Source organism: Sediminibacterium sp. TEGAF015, assembly GCF_025997995.1.
In the GTDB taxonomy this organism is placed as follows: Bacteria; Bacteroidota; Bacteroidia; order Chitinophagales; family Chitinophagaceae; genus Sediminibacterium.
The window spans coordinates 2979529-2996645 of the sequence record NZ_AP026683.1 but is presented as its reverse complement, the minus strand read 5'-3'; the positions used below and the strand labels follow the sequence as shown (position 1 = coordinate 2996645).

Below are 17117 nucleotides of genomic sequence, written 5' to 3'. Positions count from 1 at the left end.
TACTTGTAATAGATTCTAACTTCTTACAATTCCTTAACAGCTTCTTTAAATTGGGTTCCTCTGTCTTCGTAGTTTTTAAATAAATCGAAGCTGGCGCAAGCAGGGCTTAATAAAACCACTTCGTCTTTTCCAGCAGCTCTAAAAGCAGCGTTCACCGCTTTCTTGGCACTATCCGTTTCTATGATGGTTGGTACAATATCTTTAAAGGCAGCAATGATTTTGCTATTGTCTGTTCCCATACAAACAATGGCTTTCACTTTTTCTTTTACCAATTCGGCTATTAAAGTATAGTCATTCCCTTTGTCAACACCGCCTAAAATCAATACAGTCGGCTTATTCATGCTTTCCAAAGCATACCAGGTACTGTTAACGTTGGTAGCTTTGCTGTCGTTAATGAATTCAACACCACGTACCATCGCCACAAATTCCATGCGATGCTCCAGGCTGTGGAAGTTCTTAACAGCATCCCTGATCTTCTCTTTTCGAATGCCAATGGTTGCTGCTGCAATACCCGCTGCCATTGTGTTGTACTGGTTGTGCTTCCCCTTAAGGGCAAAATCATAAATGCTCATGCTTACTCTTTCTTCTTGGATGCGCAGCATCATCTGGTCGCCCTTGATGTAGCCGCCTTTTTTTACTTCTTGTTTCATAGAGAATGGTAGTGGGTTAGTATGGATAGTTAGTAATGGGAGTTTTTGTGCGATTACTTCGTCGTCTAAACAGAAGATGAAGAAGTCTTCTTCTGTTTGGTTTTCGATGATGCGAAACTTAGAGCGGATATAATTATCAAATACATAATTATATCTGTCTAAGTGATCTTCCGTGATGTTGAGTAATACACTCACATTGGGTCGGAAGGTTTTAATATCATCTAATTGAAAAGAACTGATCTCGATAATGTAGAGTGGCTTGGGATCTTCTGCCACCTGACGGGCAAACGAATAACCAATATTGCCCACCATGGCACAGTCTAATTCAGCGGTTTTGCAGATATGATAAATCAAAGCAGTGGTAGTGCTCTTGCCATTGCTACCTGTGATGGCAATAATTTTACTGTCACCCTTATAGCGATAAGCCAGTTCAATTTCACTGATTACCGGAATTCCTTTGGCACGAATGGCTTTCACCATTTCATTCTTCTCCGGAATACCGGGACTCTTTACCACTTCGTCTGCTGCTAAAATTCTTTCTTCGCTATGACCACCTTCTTCAAATTCAATTCCGTTTGCACGCAATTCCGCTTTGTAGATTTCTTTCAGTGAGCCACCGTCAGACAGGAACACGTTTAGCCCCTTGTGCTTTGCCAATACCGCAGCACCTACTCCGCTTTCGCCTCCGCCTAATATGATAATATTATTACTCACTTTTTCTTATCTAATTTTTAAGGATACTACACTCATCACCACCAGCATAATGGTAATGATCCAGAAACGAACGGCAATCTTGCTTTCATGAAATCCTTTCTTCTGGTAATGGTGATGCAAGGGACTCATTAAGAATACTCTTCTGCCTTCACCGTATTTCTTCTTGGTGTATTTGAAATAACCCACCTGAATCATTACACTTAAATTCTCTACCAGGAATACGCCGCAGAAAATAGGAATCAACCATTCTTTTCTTACAATGATGGCCAAAGAAGCAATGATACCTCCCAGGGCAAGACTACCTGTATCGCCCATGAATACCTGGGCAGGAAAAGCATTGTACCACAAGAAACCAATACAAGCCCCTACAAAAGCTCCCACAAAAATGGTGAGCTCACCCAGATTTGGGATATACATGATATTTAAGTAATCGGCAAATATGTAGTTGGAACTAACATAAATGAACACCAGCAAACCCGCACCAATAATGGCACTCACGCCGGCAGCTAGTCCATCCAATCCATCTGTAAGATTGGCGCCATTACTAACCGCCGTAATAATCAAAGTCACTATCAGGATATACACAATCCAGGTATATTTTTCAGCACCATTGCCCATCCAGCTGATCAGCTTACTGTAGTTGAACTCATGGTTCTTTACAAAAGGAATGGTAGTGATGGGGGTTTTTACTTTTACGAATTTTCTTTCCAGTCCGTTTATTTCACGAACAATAATGGTTGAATCTTTTGCAAACCGCTCTCCTTCCTGTAACATAGAAACTTTACGGGCAGAGCCAATGATTTCTCTTTCTACGGTAACCGCATTGCTGAAATACAAAGTAGTACCAATGATAATCCCCAATCCAACCTGACCAATGATTTTAGAAATACCGGCCAATCCATCAGAATCTTTTTTCTTGTAGGTTTCGCCTTTTTGCTGCGCTGCTTTTCTGGCACGAATCTTAAACAGATCATCCAGAAAACCAATGATACCGAGCCAAACCGTACAAAGAACCATCAGTCGTACATATACTTTATCCAGATTGGCAAATAATAAAGTGGGAATAAGAATACTCAACAGAATAATGATACCACCCATGGTAGGGGTTCCTTTTTTCTGCTCCTGTCCTGCCAATCCTAAGTCTCTAACCGATTCCCCAATTTGCTTTTTCTGTAAAAACAGAATGATGCGCTTCCCATAAACAGTTGCAATTACCAAGCTCAATACAATTGCCATTGCAATCCTGAAAGTCAGGAACTGAAACAGCCCGGCTCCGGGAATATCGAAGCTTTGTTTTAGCCAGTTAAATAATTGATATAACATAGAATGGGTTTATTGAGGATTGGTTGAAAATGCTTTTTGTAAAACTTCTTTATCGTCAAAAGGATATTTCACTCCGTTGATGTCCTGGTATTTCTCATGCCCTTTTCCTGCTACCAGAATAATATCTTCTGGCTTAGCCATTCGCACTGCTTCTTCTATTGCTTGCTTGCGATCTATCAGCGTGATGTATTTTCTTTTTGCCGCACTGCTTAGACCTGCTTCCATATCACGAAGAATAGCTTCAGGATCTTCCGTACGGGGATTGTCACTGGTTAAAATCACACGATCGCTCCAATCGCAGGCTGCTTGTGCCATTACAGGACGTTTGGTTTTATCTCTGTCTCCGCCGCATCCTACCACAGTAATGATTTGTTCGTAGCCCTTGCGTAACTTTTTAATGGTGCTCAATACATTTTCCAATGCATCGGGTGTATGCGCATAGTCTACAATACCAATAATATTATTGGCACTGATGATATAATCGAAGCGACCTTCTGCACCGGTAAGCATGCTTAATGCAGTAAGTACTTCTGAACTTTCAACACCCAAACAAACAGCAGCACCATATACCGCCAGCAAGTTGTAAGCGTTAAAAGTTCCAATTAGACGAAAATGCACTTCCTGGTCGTTGATAGTCATTACCAAGCCTGTCAATGCATTTTCTAATATTTTTCCCTTGAAGGCAGCCATGGTTTTAAGGCTGTACAAGTATTTGGTAGCATTCGTATTTTGTAACATCACTTCACCGCGCTTATCGTCTGCATTCGAAATAGCAAAAGCATCAGCCGATAAATCATCAAAGAATTTCTTCTTTACACGGATGTATTCATCAAAGGTTTTGTGATAGTCTAAATGATCATGTGTGATATTGCTGAACAAAGCACCGGCAAATTGTAATCCGGTAATGCGGTGCTGATGAATGGCATGACTGCTGCATTCCATAAAAACATAAGAACAACCTTCGTCCACCATTTTACGCAACAAGGCATTCAGACTAATAGCATCAGGTGTTGTATGGGTAGCAGGAATAATGGTATCGTCAAATTGGTTCTGCACCGTACTGATTAAACCACAGCTGTAGCCCAACTGACGAAACAACTTGAATAATAAAGTAGCAATAGTTGTTTTACCATTGGTACCCGTAACCCCAACCAGCTTGACTGCTGCAGATGGATGATTGTAAAACTCAACTGCCATACGCGCAGCTGCTTCTCCACTGCTGGCAACTTTTACATAAGTAACACCCTCTACTAATATAGTAGGAAAGGTTTCACAAATAATCGCAACCGCACCCAACTCAATGGCTTTGCTAATGAATGCATGCCCATCACTTTGCGCGCCTGTTATGGCAACAAATGCCGCACCCGCTATTACTTTCCTTGAGTCAATCTCAATGGCAGTAATATCCTTATCCAAAGCGCCAGAAATTTGCTGCGTTTTAGTTTGAATAAGAAGTTGCTGAAGGGTTTTCATTTGGGTTAGGTTTTGTTTATGTTTCGTTATTGTTCATTTATATTCAATTGAGACTCAATTGTACCAGCTGTCCCTTCGCAATCGGCTGTCCGGGAACAATGGATTGTTCGGTAACTTTTCCTCTTCCTTTCACCTGCACCATCAATCCCATTTCTTCGCAGAGATAAATGGCATCTTTTAATCCTAGCCCTTTCAAAGGAGGCATAGCATTTTTGTCCACTGGTAATTTCTGTAGTACTGCTTTCGCACTATTCTTGTTAACACGTGTCCACTCATCTGCTCTTCCGGTAGAATCGGCAAAACCTATTTTCAATTTCTCAGTCAGGTACATCAGATCTGCTTTGTAACCATTGTAAGCAAAGAAGCTGCTGTCTTTTTTATTGGTGCCAGCAATTAAGGTTTTGTTTGTCTTTATATAAGTTCCATACAAACGATCAGCAATTTCTTTAAACACCGGACCTGCTACAGATGCACCATAAAAATTGGCGGCAAATGGTTTATTCTTGATCACTACAACACATGTGTACTGTGGATTGTCAGCAGGAAAATACCCAGCAAAGGAACTCTGATACACATTGGTAGTATACCCATTCTTTCCATCAGCCACTTTTGCAGTTCCTGTTTTACCAGCTACTTTATACGGTGTACCTGCAAACAAAGACTTCGCAGTACCTGCAATACAAACCCCTTCCAAACTGGCTTTCAGCATAGCTAAGGTTGAGGGACTGCAAATTTGAGTATCCAATACTACCGGTGGAATTTCTTTTAACAACACCCCTTCTTCTTTAATGCTGCTTACCAAATAAGGACGCATCATTACTCCATTGTTCGCAATGGCATTATACAACATTGCGGTATGCAATGGACTGATGGCGAGGTTGTATCCAAAACTCATCCAGGGTATGGTAGTTGGACCGTATAATTTAGAACCCGGGCGATAAATTACTGGCCTGCGTTCTCCCACTAAATCAATCCCTGTAATGGTATCCAGGCGCATTTTACGTAAGTGCTTCAGGAACTGCTGAGGATTATTTGAATAATTCGCTACCGCCATTTTTGCCATGGCCACATTCGAACTCAATTCAAAAGCATGCTTCACAGTAACAATATTCTCCGCATGTTTTTCAGAATCGTACACAGTTTGACCTGCTACTCTCCACGCACCATTTTCCAGATTAATGGTTTGATTGAGGTTTACTTTTTTATCTTCCAACAAAGCCATCAGGGTAGCCAGCTTGAAAGTAGATCCTGGCTCACTGGGTGTAATGGCGTGATTTAGGTTTTCCCAGTAAGAACCGTCCGACATTCTACCCAAATTTGCAATGGCTTTTACTTTTCCTGTTTTGGTTTCCATTACAATCACACAGCCATTTTCTGCTTCGTTCTTCACCATCATTTTCATCAAAGCCGCTTCTGCTATATCTTGAATAAATACGTCAATGGTACTCACAATGTCTTTACCTGTCTCTGGTTCTACCAGGTAAGTATCGTCTACGGGCACTCCAATTCCACCAGCAATAGAACGAACGGTTTGCTTACCGTTTCTTCCTTTCAATATGGCATCATAGGTTTTTTCCAATCCCACTTTGTTGGAATCGCGCGCCAAACCAATGGTTCTGAAAGCCAGCATCTGATAAGGATTCAATCGAACAGTACGCTCATTGGCAATCATCCCGCTTTTGTATCGACCCAGTTTAAACAAAGGAAATTTGCGCAAAGAATCGTACTGAGTAAAACTGATTTTCTTTTTCAGAGGAAAATAACCTTCCTGTGCCTTATACGCCTGTTGCAATACTCGCTTGTATTCCACCGGACTCATGTCCTTAAATAGTTGCGCTAAACAATAACTCAAAGAATCTATATTCTCTCTAAAACGCTGTCCGTTTTTCTCTCTCAATCCCGCAACGCGGAAATCAATGAAAATATCAAACTGCGGAATAGACGTACTTAACATTTGACCGTCTTCAGAATAGATGGTACCACGCTCTGCTTCAATTTCATCAATACGCTGGTGCAAACTATCACTCATGCTTCTCCACTTAGCACCTTCTACTTGCTGAATGTAAACCGCTTTGCCAAAGATGGCGATACAGGCAGCTACCATCAGGATATAACTGAGGTACACTCTCCATAATATGTCGCGTTTTACTTCCATTATTTCTGAATTCGCTCCGGCATTTCGTTGCTAATTTTTAAACCCATGGGTTCAACCAGTTTCACAATCTGCGACTCTTCTGTTTTGTACATCAACTCACTCTTTAAAGTCTTGTAGGTAAACTGCAATTCTTTTAATTCGTTGTTGATGCTATTAATACGGCGTATGGTTTTGTCGGCCATATGTCCGTTGGCTATATACAGTACTGCTAAAACAGAAAGGAAAAGGAAGAAACCAATGTTCTTCACAATCCACTCATAGTTGAGCAACCCCTTAATGGGGTTCTTAGGATTTGTTTTGTTTTCGGGCACGGTATATATATTATAAACGCGCGGCTGCACGCAGCTTTGCGCTTCTACTTCTGCTATTTCTTTTCAACTCTTCTGCTCCAGCCGTAATAGGCTTCTTATTCACCAGTTGAAAATATTTTGGTTTCTCAATCGACAACAGTGGATGATCAACTACTTCTTCAAAAGTTCCCTGTTTAAAAAAGTTTTTAACCAACCTGTCTTCCAGCGAATGGAAAGTAATGATGGCAGCAATTCCTCCGGGCTTCAACACTTTGGTTAACTGCTCTAACATTTCTTTCAGCGCTCCCATCTCGTCGTTCACTTCAATTCTAAGCGCCTGAAAAACCTGGGCTAAATATTTATTGGGATTTCCTTTTACCACTGCACTAATCAATGCTTTAAATTGATCAATCGTTGCAAACGGCAAGCGGGTTCTCTGCTGAACAATATGCGCAGCAAGGGTTTTGGCATTGGTTACTTCACCATACTGTTCAAACAGTTTGTGCAATTGCTGTTCAGTATAGGTTTTAATGATGTCGGCAGCAGTTAGGATTTGTCTTCTATCCATCCGCATATCCATTGGACCTTCAAAGCGAATAGAGAATCCACGCTCCCCTTCGTCAAACTGATGCGAACTCACACCCAAATCGGCTAACAGACCATCCACCTGATTAATTCCATGCAAACGCAAAAAGCGATGCAGGTGACGAAAGTTTTGCGGAATAAACAAAAGACGAGGTTCGTTTTGAATATTTTGTTGCGCATCCGCATCCTGATCAAATGCAATCAGTCTACCGTTTGGCCCCAACTTTTCCAAAATACCTCTGCTATGTCCACCTCCACCAAATGTGCAGTCCACATAAATTCCATCCGGAACAATGGACAACGCATCCAGTGTTTCATAGTAGAGCACCGGAACATGATAATCGCTAGCAGGTATTTTTTCCATGCTATTATTTATCTTGTTTTTTATCTGCTTCTGCCATCACTTCCTGCGCCAGGCTACTGAAAGCCTCCGCTGAGAAATCCTCAAAGAGCTGTTTGTACTTCGCTGCATCCCAGATTTCAAAACGGTCCATAGCGGCAGCAAGTACAATGTCTTTGGAAAGGCCCGCGAATTCTTTTAATGAAGCAGGCAACAACATTCTGCCGGCTGCATCTAGTTCAATCTCGGTAGCACCTCCCAAAAACTGACGTCTGAATTGACGTACTTTTGGATCAAAATCATTTAACTGGCTAATCTTAGAAATAATGAGTTCCCAACTTTTGATCGGATACAGGGTGAGGCATTTTTCGAAACCACGACCCAGAATAAAGCGCGACTCTCCTTCAGGCAATTGCTTTCTCAGCCCGCCCGGAAGGAGGAAACGCCCTTTGGCGTCTACTGTTGCTTCATATTCTCCGTGAAATCCGATCATAAGTGAATAAATATTTCCAAGTTTACCACTTGTTGACACAAAATAACACTTTTTCCCACTTTTAACCCAAAAATGGGGGTCCTGTATTTATCCACAAGATTTAAGGCGCTGCAATCCTTTACTATATTGCATTCCAGACGAAATGGCATAAGAGGCACTGTATAACCTGTGAATTGCTGTGGATAAGCCGTGAATAACAATGAAAATCGTATGAAACACCCGTCATTACTGCATATAGAAGACTTTAACTACGACCTTCCAAACGAGAAAATCGCTAAATATCCGCTGAAACAGCGGGATCAGAGCAAGCTGCTGATTTACGGAGGAACTGAGATTAGAGAGTCAATCTATGCAAACATAGCGGAAGAACTCCCCCAGGGTAGTTTGTTGGTATTCAATGATACCAAGGTTGTAGAAGCCAGATTGCTATTTCAAAAACCCACGGGCGGTCTTATTGAACTCTTCTGTTTAGAGCCTGCAGATCATTATGCAGATATTACCACAGCCATGCTACAAAAGGGTTCTGTGCAATGGAAATGTTTGGTAGGAGGAGCAAAAAAATGGAAAGAAGGGGCTTTGCATTTTACAACGGAGGCTTTATCAATAGACGGTTCCAATCCCCCCCAAAAACCGTTAAAAATCATTGCCAATAAGGTAGAAATACTTAGCGATTGTTTCATTATTGAATTTAGCTGGGAACCAGCAGCACTAAGCTTTGCAGAGGTGCTGCATTTAGCAGGAGACATTCCCCTTCCACCCTACTTAAACAGAGAAACAGAAGAAGCAGATAAAGAAAGATACCAGACCATTTATGCAAAGCACGATGGATCTGTTGCTGCGCCCACAGCCGGTCTGCATTTTACCCAACATGTATTCTCACAATTAGAGAAAAAACAGATTTACAAAGGATATGTAACCCTGCATGTGGGAGCCGGCACATTCAAACCCGTGAAAGCCGCACAGATGAAGGATCACGAGATGCATGCAGAATTCATAGATGTGAATCGTAGCACGATTGAACAATTGTTAGCGCATGTTTCCTCTGGTATTATAGCAGTGGGAACAACATCGCTACGTACACTGGAAAGCCTATATTGGATTGGCGTTAAGACCATTCACAATCCTTCTTTGGCTGCAGCAGATTTGCAAGTTTCGCAGTGGGAACCTTATGGCGATGCCGATAGATATGATGGAAAAAATAATAAAGAAGGAAAAAATACTTCGAAAGTATTTTCAGCTGAAGAATCATTAAGAGCTTTATTAGAATGGATGAAAAAAAACAATGCAGACAGAATCATTACCAAAACCCAAATCATCATAGCACCCGGATATACATTCAGAATCATTAGCGCGTTGGTTACTAATTTTCATCAACCACAAAGCACTTTGTTATTATTGATATCAGCTATTGTTGGAGAGGAATGGAGACGCATTTATGAATATGCATTAACACATGACTATCGTTTCCTTTCTTATGGAGACGGGTCGCTGCTTTGGATCAACAACCACAAGACTAATCTTGCATAAGTGGCACTTCAATGGTAAAGGAAGTTCCCTTGCCAATTGCACTGTCCACTTTTATTTTACCCTTGTGGGCATCAATCACCGTTTTTACATAGCTCATGCCGAGCCCAAAGCCTTTTACATTGTGTAGGTTGCCGGTATGAGCACGATAGAATTTCTCGAAAATTCTTTTCACCGATTCTTTGTTCATACCAATCCCATTGTCTTGGATACGCATTACAAAATAATTCTTGGTGCTGTGCGAAGAAACTACAATGCGTACAGGGTCCTGAGAATATTTAATGGCGTTGTCAATCAGATTCGAAATCATGTTTCTGAAATGCGTATTATCTGCACTGATGGCATCATGAGATGCATTTAGGAGAAAATCAATCTGACCATTTTTATCCTGAAGCTGCAATTCAAAAGTGCCAGCCACTTCACGAACCATTTCGTGTACAGACACTTTAGACAAATTCAGATTCAACTCCTGCTTTTCTAGAAAAGCTGCCTGCAGAATCGTTTCCACATGTTTGTTCATGCGGATGTTTTCTTCCTTAATAATATTCGTAAAATAAGCTCCCTTTTCTGGATTTGCTTGCACTTTAGGACTTTTGAGCGCATCCACTGCCAGCGAAATGGTAGCCAGTGGCGTCTTAAACTCATGGGTCATATTATTAATGAAGTCAGATTTAATCTGAGATAATTTTTTCTGATTCAATAAGGTCTTTACCGTTACATAGAAAGCCGCTAGAATAATGAGAAAGAAGGTGACCGCTCCCACTAAAATCCAACGAAGTGAATACCAAACTTGATTGGCAAGGTCTGGTACTATGATTATCAACAGTTCATTGGCTTCATTCAAAGCCAGATTATCTGTTTCCCTAAGAATCGGATAATAATTGCGTTTGTTATTGATTGTATCCCAGAATTCCTGTTCGTATCCGGTAGAATAAAATTCATAGTCGCCCTCTACATCAGAAATAGCAAATTCAAACTTCAGGTTATTTAGTTTAACCCGCTGAAATTCTTTGGAAATTTTTTCTCTTACTTCTTCCATCGTGAATCGCTCTTCAACGGTAGGCTGACGAAATAGTTTAATTTGTAATTCGGTGCCGAGTAACAATCCACCTCTTCTGTTTAAACGAAGCGGTTGCGAAGAACGAGTAGACTTACCAATGTCATCCGCAACATTAACCCCCACCATATTTATTTTCTCAATCAACTGCGTCCTGGTTACTTCCATTAGGTTATCAAACCAGGAGGCCTGCAACAGGAATAAGCCGCAGAGTGAAAGTGAAATCAAAACAACAATAATGGGAAAAGTTCTCTTCATGCGGAGCAAATATATATTGAAAATATCCAGACCCGCAGGTATCTACCCCAAGCCAGACTTTTTTAACGAGAATTTTTAACAATTGCTATGAAAAATAAATATTATTCTTATCTTTTGTATAACAATGGAGCTAAATAAAGGAATATTATTATTGTCGGATCCGTTTTTAAAGGACCCAAATTTTATCAGAACCGCCGTGTTAATCTGCGAACACAATGAGGAGGGCGATGTTGGTTTTATTCTCAACAAAAAGACCAATCAATACCTGGGAGATTTAGTAGAAATGGCGGAGGGATTAGCATTGCCTGTATTTGAAGGCGGCCCTGTAGAGCAACACACCCTGCACTTTATACATCGCAGACCCGATATTATTCAGGAGGGAATAGAAATTACCAAAGGGATATATTGGGGTGGCGATTTTGATGTAGCTGTTGCAGCTTTACACAATAAAGAAATTACAGAAAATCAAATTCGCTTTTTCATTGGGTATAGTGGATGGAGCAGCGGACAATTACAAGAAGAGATTGATGAGAAAAGTTGGATCCTTACACAGGCTGATCCGGGCATACTATTTATTGACGAGTCACATCAAATCTGGAAACGCAGCTTACAACAGCTGGGAGGCGAATACGCGCAAATGACGAACTACCCTATTGATCCACAGTTGAATTAAAATAATCGGAGACATTGATAGGCAATATCTCCGATTACGAAAATCAGACTTTACTGGTATAGAATTGACCAATGATTTCGTCTATAAACCATGGCGATTGGAATTTATATTCTTTATCATCGCCATCCTCTGGAAAATACTTCTGCAAATAATAAAACAGTAAGAAGGAAAGCTGGAAGGTGATAAACCAAATACAGGAATAGGTAAAATCAATGCTGAAATTGAAAAACAGCGTTGCGATTACAGGAAATAAAAAATTCAGAAGTATAATCGAGATGATGGTTGCGTTTAGCATTACGCGTCTAAAGAAAGCATTTGCAAACAGCTTCAATATTTTCCGATGCAATAGCACGAGAACTGGAAACTTTTTTAAATTTTTAATTAATTGAATATTATTGCCATTACCTGAATTTCTTTTAGAGATATAGTATAAAAATTGCCAGGTCAAAAGATTAATACAGATGGACTTTACCCATTCACTTAGCGTTAAACAATTGAGATTATTCCATTCTGAAAACAAATAAAGAATTGGGAACAAAATAAAATTGATTACAATACCATGCAGTAGCAGAAATATAATCAGCAACATTTTCTTTGATTGATTTTCCATGAGTTGAGTTTTTTTGTTGGTTAATCCATTGACTCTTTATACATACAAGAAGAAAAATCAATTACCGTAATAGCCAAACCAATGTAACCCATGTTCCTCGCCATAAATGCCGCAAAAGTTGTCACTACCTTTTGAATGCCTTTCTTTTGTGCTAATGCATGCAAACCAGCAATGCCGAGCATACTTCCAGCACCAAGGCCAACGGCTTCTTTTAAACAGTCCCAGATTTCATCTGCAGTTATTGCAGTACTTTTTATAATAAGACTATTGGATCGAAAAGTATTGTTGCTCTTTGACCCTTTTAATAAACTAACACTTTGCAGAATGATAGACCAGAACTCATTTTCAGTATAATTCAATAAATCAGGCTGATCATTGTACAACTTTAGAATGGTTTCATCAAGTAAACTTTTACGAAGAATTATTTCTTTAAAACTCATTCCATATTTAACATGAGCTGCTTCAACAAGGAACTCATTATTTCCTGCTGACTTTATTTCCTGTACGAAGGACGCTTTGTTATTCAATAATGCAGGCGTCTGATAATAATCAGTCAGATACTTGAAATTCTTAGCAAAGGACCCAGCAAAATCAACAAAATCCTTTTGGGTGTAAAGTTTTTTCGCCATTTCACTTGTAGTAAGCTTCTCCGGGGGAGCATCATTTTTCTTACAAGCCATAAATGATCCCACTAGGAGAACCATCATTAGAAATCTTAATTTAAAAATCGTTTTCATGATTTACGTATTAGGTTGTTTCCGAACTTAAAAATTCGACATCGGAATAATTCGACTTGTTGCAACAAGGTTTTGTTCTGAACAGTACGAAGGAACCAATAAGGCCAAGTAAACGAAAAGGCAGTTCTATCCTAAAAACCAAGTTATTTAACGGTGCTAGAATTTTAGCTATGAAAACACGAAAGAGCAATTGAATCATAATGATGATACTTATGATACAATAAAAGAAATTAATATCAAGTATTCTAGCGTACTATTACTAGATAAAGACCGTGATTTAACGGTCAAGCAATACCCCACCAACAGCCTATTTATCTAATTTTAAGCAGTTTAGCACCCCAAAAAGGCCATTTTTTGCCTAAATTTTGCGATATCTTTAAGCATAATCCATTGTATTTTGAAGTTAAGACGGTCCATTTTAAATTTTATTCAGGTTAGAGAGTCGGAAAGCAAACTGGTTCAAAACTTATTCATTTTCGAATTTTTCCAAGGCTCTGCCATAGCACTATTTTTTACTGCAGCTATTTCTATTTTCCTAAATCAATTGCAAGCCAATAGTTTACCCAAGGTTTATATTCTAAGTTCTTTTTTATTATGGGGCATTGGATTGCTATACCATAATATGGAGCACCGCTATAAACTCAAGAAGCTCATTTTTCTGGTTGTCTCCATTAACACAATTTTGATCGTCCTATTTAGGGTAGGCCATATTTATTTTAAATTAGAATCCTGGTATCTCTACCTTTTTCTAGCTTCATTCAATATTCTATACCTATTGAACAACTTAGAATTCTGGGGGCTAGCCGCGCAAATATTTGATGTAAGACAGAGTAAAAGATTGTTTGGGGTTATTAGTGCAGGAGATATTCCTGCTAAAATGATTGGCTATTTCTCTGCCTATCTAATCATCCCTTTTATTGGAACGGAAAACTTATTAATTGTAGCCGCCGCGCTATCTGCTACCTCCCTTTTGCTATTGAACAAGCTGTTCAACTTTTCTACCCTGAAACATTTGCAGCTTCACGATCATAAGATCCATACCACGCATAGCATTAAAAATATTCAATCTGCCCTGGCAGGAAACCGCCTGATTCGCAAAATCGCTATTGTCTCTTTTTTCTCTTTTGCTATTTATTTAATCGTAAACTTTATTTTTTATGGTTACGTAAAGTCAGCTTTTAAAACGGACAAATCGCTGGTTAGTTTTTTTGCGATTTTCTTTGGCGTAACCCGATTGGTTACTTTAATCATTAAAATTGCTTTTGCCAATAAAATGGTAGATAAAATGGGATTGCGGAATGCCTTAATGGTATCGCCCCTCATTTTATTCGTGATTTGTTTCACTGGACTATTTGTGATCTGGGTATTTCAAATTCAACATTTTACTTTCTATCTTTTTGGTGTATTGATTGTAATCACCGATGTATTGCGATCTGCCATTCAAACGCCGGTATTACTTTCCATACTACAACCGCTCCCTGTTCACCAAAGATTAAATGGACATACCATCATTAAAGGATTAATGGATCCCTTCGCGTTTCTGGTTTCTGGCATCATCTTAGTTTTATTCACTTCCACTTCTTCTATTTTCAATTTTGAATACCTCAACAATGTATTGATAAGCTTGATTTTGCTTTGGGCTTTCTTCACTTGGTCGGTGGAGCAAGACTATCTCAAAACCTTACAGACCGCTATTATCAAAAGAAGCCTTTCGGCAAGAGACCTCGAGATTTCAGACAGAGACACCATTGATTATTTGCTAAATAAATTAAAGTCTGGCTCAGAATCTGAAGCCATATCCGTACTAAAACTAGTAACAGCGCAAACCATTGAAAAACACTCGTTTTATATTGCTGGATTGAATCATCCTTCAGAACATGTTCAAATGCTTACACTAGAACATATTCAACACTTCCACGAGACTAGTTTATTACCTTATTTAAAAAATATTCTCAATGACCCGCATGAGGAATTGGTAAAGTCGGAACTAATCAACACCATCTCTATTCTTGATAAAAATTTCAATTTTCAGGATTTCATTGCACATCCCAATGCCAATATTGCTTATCAGGCAATTTTATCCAGCTTACCCAACCTTAGCAAAAATAATCCCTCGGAAGTTGAATCGGTTCTGTATCAACAACTCCACTTTTATCCTAAAGACAACAAGGTAAACGCACTTAAAATCATCGGCAAATTAAAGTTGTTAGACTTTGAGCATAAGGTAATTGAGTTGATGAATCACCCAGATAGAGACATAAAAGAAGCTGCCAGGAATGCAGGTGCTTCATTGGGTACCCAGGCAATCATTATTAAACTAATCGACGATTTCAAGCACGATAAAAATGACAATCAAATCATTGAATCACTCGATAAAATCGGAGATGCTTCAATCCCTCATTTTCAATCTTTGTTATTAGCGTCCGATTGTTACGGGGCCAAATCTAGAAAACTAATTAATTTATTGGGGAAGATCAATAGCCTATCGTCTAAAAACCTACTAGAAAAACTTTTAGATGAATTTACTGAAAACAACGACGCAATCATACAAGCACTCTTCACTATTGACAACAATAGCAGCAGAACAGCAGAGGAAATCAACAGCGAAATAGAAGAACTTTTAAAAGCAGCTGTTGAAATCCTTTTCCAAATCAAATATATTGATTCCCAAAACAGTGTATTACCAGCTGCCTTAGAATTAGAATTAAAAAATATCCGTAATAAATGTCTGTACTGGATGTATAATCTCTACGATCGGGAAACGATTTTAAAAATCAAAACAGGACTTACCATTGGAACCAAAGAAACCGTTGCAAACGCATTAGAATTGGTACAAATGGAGGTAAATAATGAATCAGGCAGTTTGTTCTCTTTGTTATTTGAAAATTCTTCGCTCGAAGACAAATGTCTTCAGTTGGAACAGCGTTTTCATTTTTATCCAACATCGGAAGTAACCATCGGAAAAAATATTTTATACGATGTTAACTACCATTACAATAGCTGGACCAAAGCCTGTGTATTGTACAGCATCAACTTAAAAAATAACTTTTTAGAACCCGCATTTATACAACCCTTTACTGTAGCAAAAAGTGAAGTATTAAAAAATACGGCAGCATACCTATTTCATCAACAAATTCATACTCAATAGCAATGAAAGAGAAAAGACATGAACGCCTTATTTTAATTGAACGCGTATTGTTATTGAAAGCCGTTTCTATTTTTTCAGAAACACCCGAATCCATTTTAGCCGAAATTGCTCACCTAATGGAAGAGCAAACCTTTGAGCCTGGTATTAATATAGTAACCGAAGGGGAGATAGGGAACTGTATGTATATTATTTTCCAGGGACAGGTAAGAGTGCATAAGGGGAATCAGACATTAGCCGTATTAAAAGAGCAGAATTATTTTGGAGAACTTTCTTTATTAGATACAGAAACCCGCTCAGCAACCGTTACTTCAGAAAAAGAATGCATTTTATACAAAATAGACCAAGAACCCTTTTTCGATTTGATTGATTTTAGACCCGAAGTTATGAAAGCGGTTATGCAAAATTTATGCAAGCGACTGAGGGATGCCAATCATAAAATTTTTGAATTATCGAAGCCCTCTTAATTTTTCAAGATTAATTTTCTTCTGAGGATTGCGATGCTGTTTACTAAACGGCGTAAAATAGTCATGTGATTCCATGAAAGATTGTTGCAGGGTATGCCACTCAGCCTCTTCGCCAATCATATGATGGGCAGCTAACTCCGTGAATAATTTATGTGCAATATGAAAATACTCTTCTCTGCCCAGATAATCCAGATCTGCATCTGCAATAATTTTTTGTAATTGGGTAGTAGGACTTTGGGGTATCTGGGTTGCCATAATGATACCACAAATGGTATCTATCTGTTCTGTAGAAAAGTCCCATTTAGGCAAATCAGCTCTGGCATATTCACAACTCTTTAATTCATGTCCTTTATAGATTTCTAAAAATCCCGCATCATGATAGGCAATGGCAACTCTGAGCAAACTAATATCTTCGTTTGAAATCTTTTCATCCTCTGCAATAAGCATGGCAGCATTTAATACATCAAGGGTATGATAATAGCTATGGTAAAGTAAATCTGCAGATAAGTATTCTTGCAGTTTTTGCAGAATTTGCTGCTCTGCTTTAAAATATTCAGGCATGCGATAGTATTAAAAAAAGATTAAAAACAGGATTTATATTAACTTTTCTTTAGGCTTTGTCA

Annotated in this window: 15 protein-coding genes; 4 read left to right on the top strand and 11 right to left on the bottom strand. The window is 39.0% G+C overall.

All coding sequences use genetic code 11. The annotated features are described in order from the left end of the window. Positions 1-23: 23 nt before the first annotated feature. Genes murD through mraZ form a run of 7 tightly spaced genes read right to left on the bottom strand, consistent with a single transcriptional unit; the run spans position 24 to position 8062 of the window. Complete coding sequence (gene murD, locus TEGAF0_RS13325; RefSeq protein WP_264898962.1) at positions 24-1364, bottom strand: UDP-N-acetylmuramoyl-L-alanine--D-glutamate ligase; 1341 nt, start codon at positions 1362-1364, stop codon at positions 24-26. Positions 1365-1370: 6 nt separating this feature from the next. Further along, positions 1371-2687 (bottom strand): phospho-N-acetylmuramoyl-pentapeptide-transferase, encoded by a 1317-nt coding sequence (mraY, locus tag TEGAF0_RS13320; protein ID WP_264898961.1) that lies wholly within the window; start codon positions 2685-2687, stop codon positions 1371-1373. A 9-nt stretch (positions 2688-2696) separates the two neighbouring features. Beyond that, positions 2697-4160, bottom strand: a complete 1464-nt coding sequence (locus tag TEGAF0_RS13315) for a UDP-N-acetylmuramoyl-L-alanyl-D-glutamate--2,6-diaminopimelate ligase (protein WP_264898959.1) — start codon at positions 4158-4160, stop codon at positions 2697-2699. A gap of 43 nt (positions 4161-4203) precedes the next feature. Continuing rightward, positions 4204-6315 carry a penicillin-binding protein gene (locus TEGAF0_RS13310; protein WP_264898957.1) on the bottom strand — a complete coding sequence of 704 codons (2112 nt, stop codon included), beginning with the start codon at positions 6313-6315 and terminating at the stop codon, positions 4204-4206. Continuing rightward, positions 6315-6626, bottom strand: coding sequence for an FtsL-like putative cell division protein (locus tag TEGAF0_RS13305; protein WP_264898956.1), 312 nt, complete (start codon positions 6624-6626; stop codon positions 6315-6317). The genes TEGAF0_RS13310 and TEGAF0_RS13305 overlap by 1 nt, the downstream gene beginning before the upstream one ends. 10 nt (positions 6627-6636) lie before the next feature. After that, positions 6637-7554 carry a 16S rRNA (cytosine(1402)-N(4))-methyltransferase RsmH gene (gene rsmH, locus TEGAF0_RS13300; protein ID WP_264898954.1) on the bottom strand — a complete coding sequence of 306 codons (918 nt, stop codon included), beginning with the start codon at positions 7552-7554 and terminating at the stop codon, positions 6637-6639. A 4-nt stretch (positions 7555-7558) separates the two neighbouring features. Next, the gene (mraZ, locus tag TEGAF0_RS13295; RefSeq protein ID WP_264898952.1) at positions 7559-8062 is read right to left on the bottom strand and encodes a division/cell wall cluster transcriptional repressor MraZ; all 504 of its coding nucleotides are present in this window, start codon (positions 8060-8062) and stop codon (positions 7559-7561) included. Between the two features lie 171 nt (positions 8063-8233). Between mraZ and TEGAF0_RS13290 the strand changes: the two genes are divergently transcribed. Continuing rightward, positions 8234-9550 (top strand): S-adenosylmethionine:tRNA ribosyltransferase-isomerase, encoded by a 1317-nt coding sequence (locus TEGAF0_RS13290; protein ID WP_264898950.1) that lies wholly within the window; start codon positions 8234-8236, stop codon positions 9548-9550. On the opposite strand, the gene TEGAF0_RS13285 is transcribed toward TEGAF0_RS13290, so the two are convergent. Continuing rightward, positions 9537-10862: a sensor histidine kinase gene (locus TEGAF0_RS13285; RefSeq protein ID WP_264898948.1), complete on the bottom strand. Its 1326-nt coding sequence runs from the start codon at positions 10860-10862 to the stop codon at positions 9537-9539. The genes TEGAF0_RS13290 and TEGAF0_RS13285 overlap by 14 nt on opposite strands. 124 nt (positions 10863-10986) lie before the next feature. Here TEGAF0_RS13285 and TEGAF0_RS13280 point away from each other — a divergent pair, with 124 nt between their 5' ends. Next, on the top strand, positions 10987-11535 hold the full coding sequence (locus TEGAF0_RS13280; RefSeq protein WP_264898946.1) for a YqgE/AlgH family protein: 549 nt from the start codon (positions 10987-10989) through the stop codon (positions 11533-11535). 43 nt (positions 11536-11578) lie between these two features. Here TEGAF0_RS13280 and TEGAF0_RS13275 read toward each other — a convergent pair whose 3' ends face one another. Continuing rightward, positions 11579-12145 carry a hypothetical protein gene (locus TEGAF0_RS13275; protein WP_264898944.1) on the bottom strand — a complete coding sequence of 189 codons (567 nt, stop codon included), beginning with the start codon at positions 12143-12145 and terminating at the stop codon, positions 11579-11581. A 20-nt stretch (positions 12146-12165) separates the two neighbouring features. Further along, a complete protein-coding gene (locus TEGAF0_RS13270) occupies positions 12166-12882 on the bottom strand; it encodes a hypothetical protein (RefSeq protein WP_264898942.1) in 717 nt (238 codons plus the stop codon). A 775-nt stretch (positions 12883-13657) separates the two neighbouring features. Between TEGAF0_RS13270 and TEGAF0_RS13265 the strand changes: the two genes are divergently transcribed. Beyond that, a complete protein-coding gene (locus TEGAF0_RS13265) occupies positions 13658-16030 on the top strand; it encodes an MFS transporter (RefSeq protein ID WP_264898940.1) in 2373 nt (790 codons plus the stop codon). Positions 16031-16032: 2 nt separating this feature from the next. After that, positions 16033-16494, top strand: a complete 462-nt coding sequence (locus tag TEGAF0_RS13260) for a cyclic nucleotide-binding domain-containing protein (RefSeq protein ID WP_264898938.1) — start codon at positions 16033-16035, stop codon at positions 16492-16494. On the opposite strand, the gene TEGAF0_RS13255 is transcribed toward TEGAF0_RS13260, so the two are convergent. Next, positions 16477-17055: an HD domain-containing protein gene (locus tag TEGAF0_RS13255; RefSeq protein ID WP_264898937.1), complete on the bottom strand. Its 579-nt coding sequence runs from the start codon at positions 17053-17055 to the stop codon at positions 16477-16479. The genes TEGAF0_RS13260 and TEGAF0_RS13255 overlap by 18 nt on opposite strands. Positions 17056-17117: the final 62 nt, after the last annotated feature.

Bases quoted from the DNA above. Each gene is read 5' to 3' on its own strand.
- mraY (WP_264898961.1), bottom strand. From the start codon at position 2,687: ATGTTATATCAATTATTTAACTGGCTAAAACAAAGCTTCGATATTCCC.
- TEGAF0_RS13270 (WP_264898942.1), bottom strand. From the start codon at position 12,882: ATGAAAACGATTTTTAAATTAAGATTTCTAATGATGGTTCTCCTAGTG.
- TEGAF0_RS13260 (WP_264898938.1), top strand. From the start codon at position 16,033: ATGAAAGAGAAAAGACATGAACGCCTTATTTTAATTGAACGCGTATTG.
- TEGAF0_RS13290 (WP_264898950.1), top strand. From the start codon at position 8,234: ATGAAACACCCGTCATTACTGCATATAGAAGACTTTAACTACGACCTT.
- TEGAF0_RS13315 (WP_264898959.1), bottom strand. From the start codon at position 4,160: ATGAAAACCCTTCAGCAACTTCTTATTCAAACTAAAACGCAGCAAATT.
- rsmH (WP_264898954.1), bottom strand. From the start codon at position 7,554: ATGGAAAAAATACCTGCTAGCGATTATCATGTTCCGGTGCTCTACTAT.
- TEGAF0_RS13275 (WP_264898944.1), bottom strand. From the start codon at position 12,145: ATGGAAAATCAATCAAAGAAAATGTTGCTGATTATATTTCTGCTACTG.
- TEGAF0_RS13310 (WP_264898957.1), bottom strand. From the start codon at position 6,315: ATGGAAGTAAAACGCGACATATTATGGAGAGTGTACCTCAGTTATATC.
- TEGAF0_RS13255 (WP_264898937.1), bottom strand. From the start codon at position 17,055: ATGCCTGAATATTTTAAAGCAGAGCAGCAAATTCTGCAAAAACTGCAA.
- TEGAF0_RS13285 (WP_264898948.1), bottom strand. From the start codon at position 10,862: ATGAAGAGAACTTTTCCCATTATTGTTGTTTTGATTTCACTTTCACTC.
- TEGAF0_RS13280 (WP_264898946.1), top strand. From the start codon at position 10,987: ATGGAGCTAAATAAAGGAATATTATTATTGTCGGATCCGTTTTTAAAG.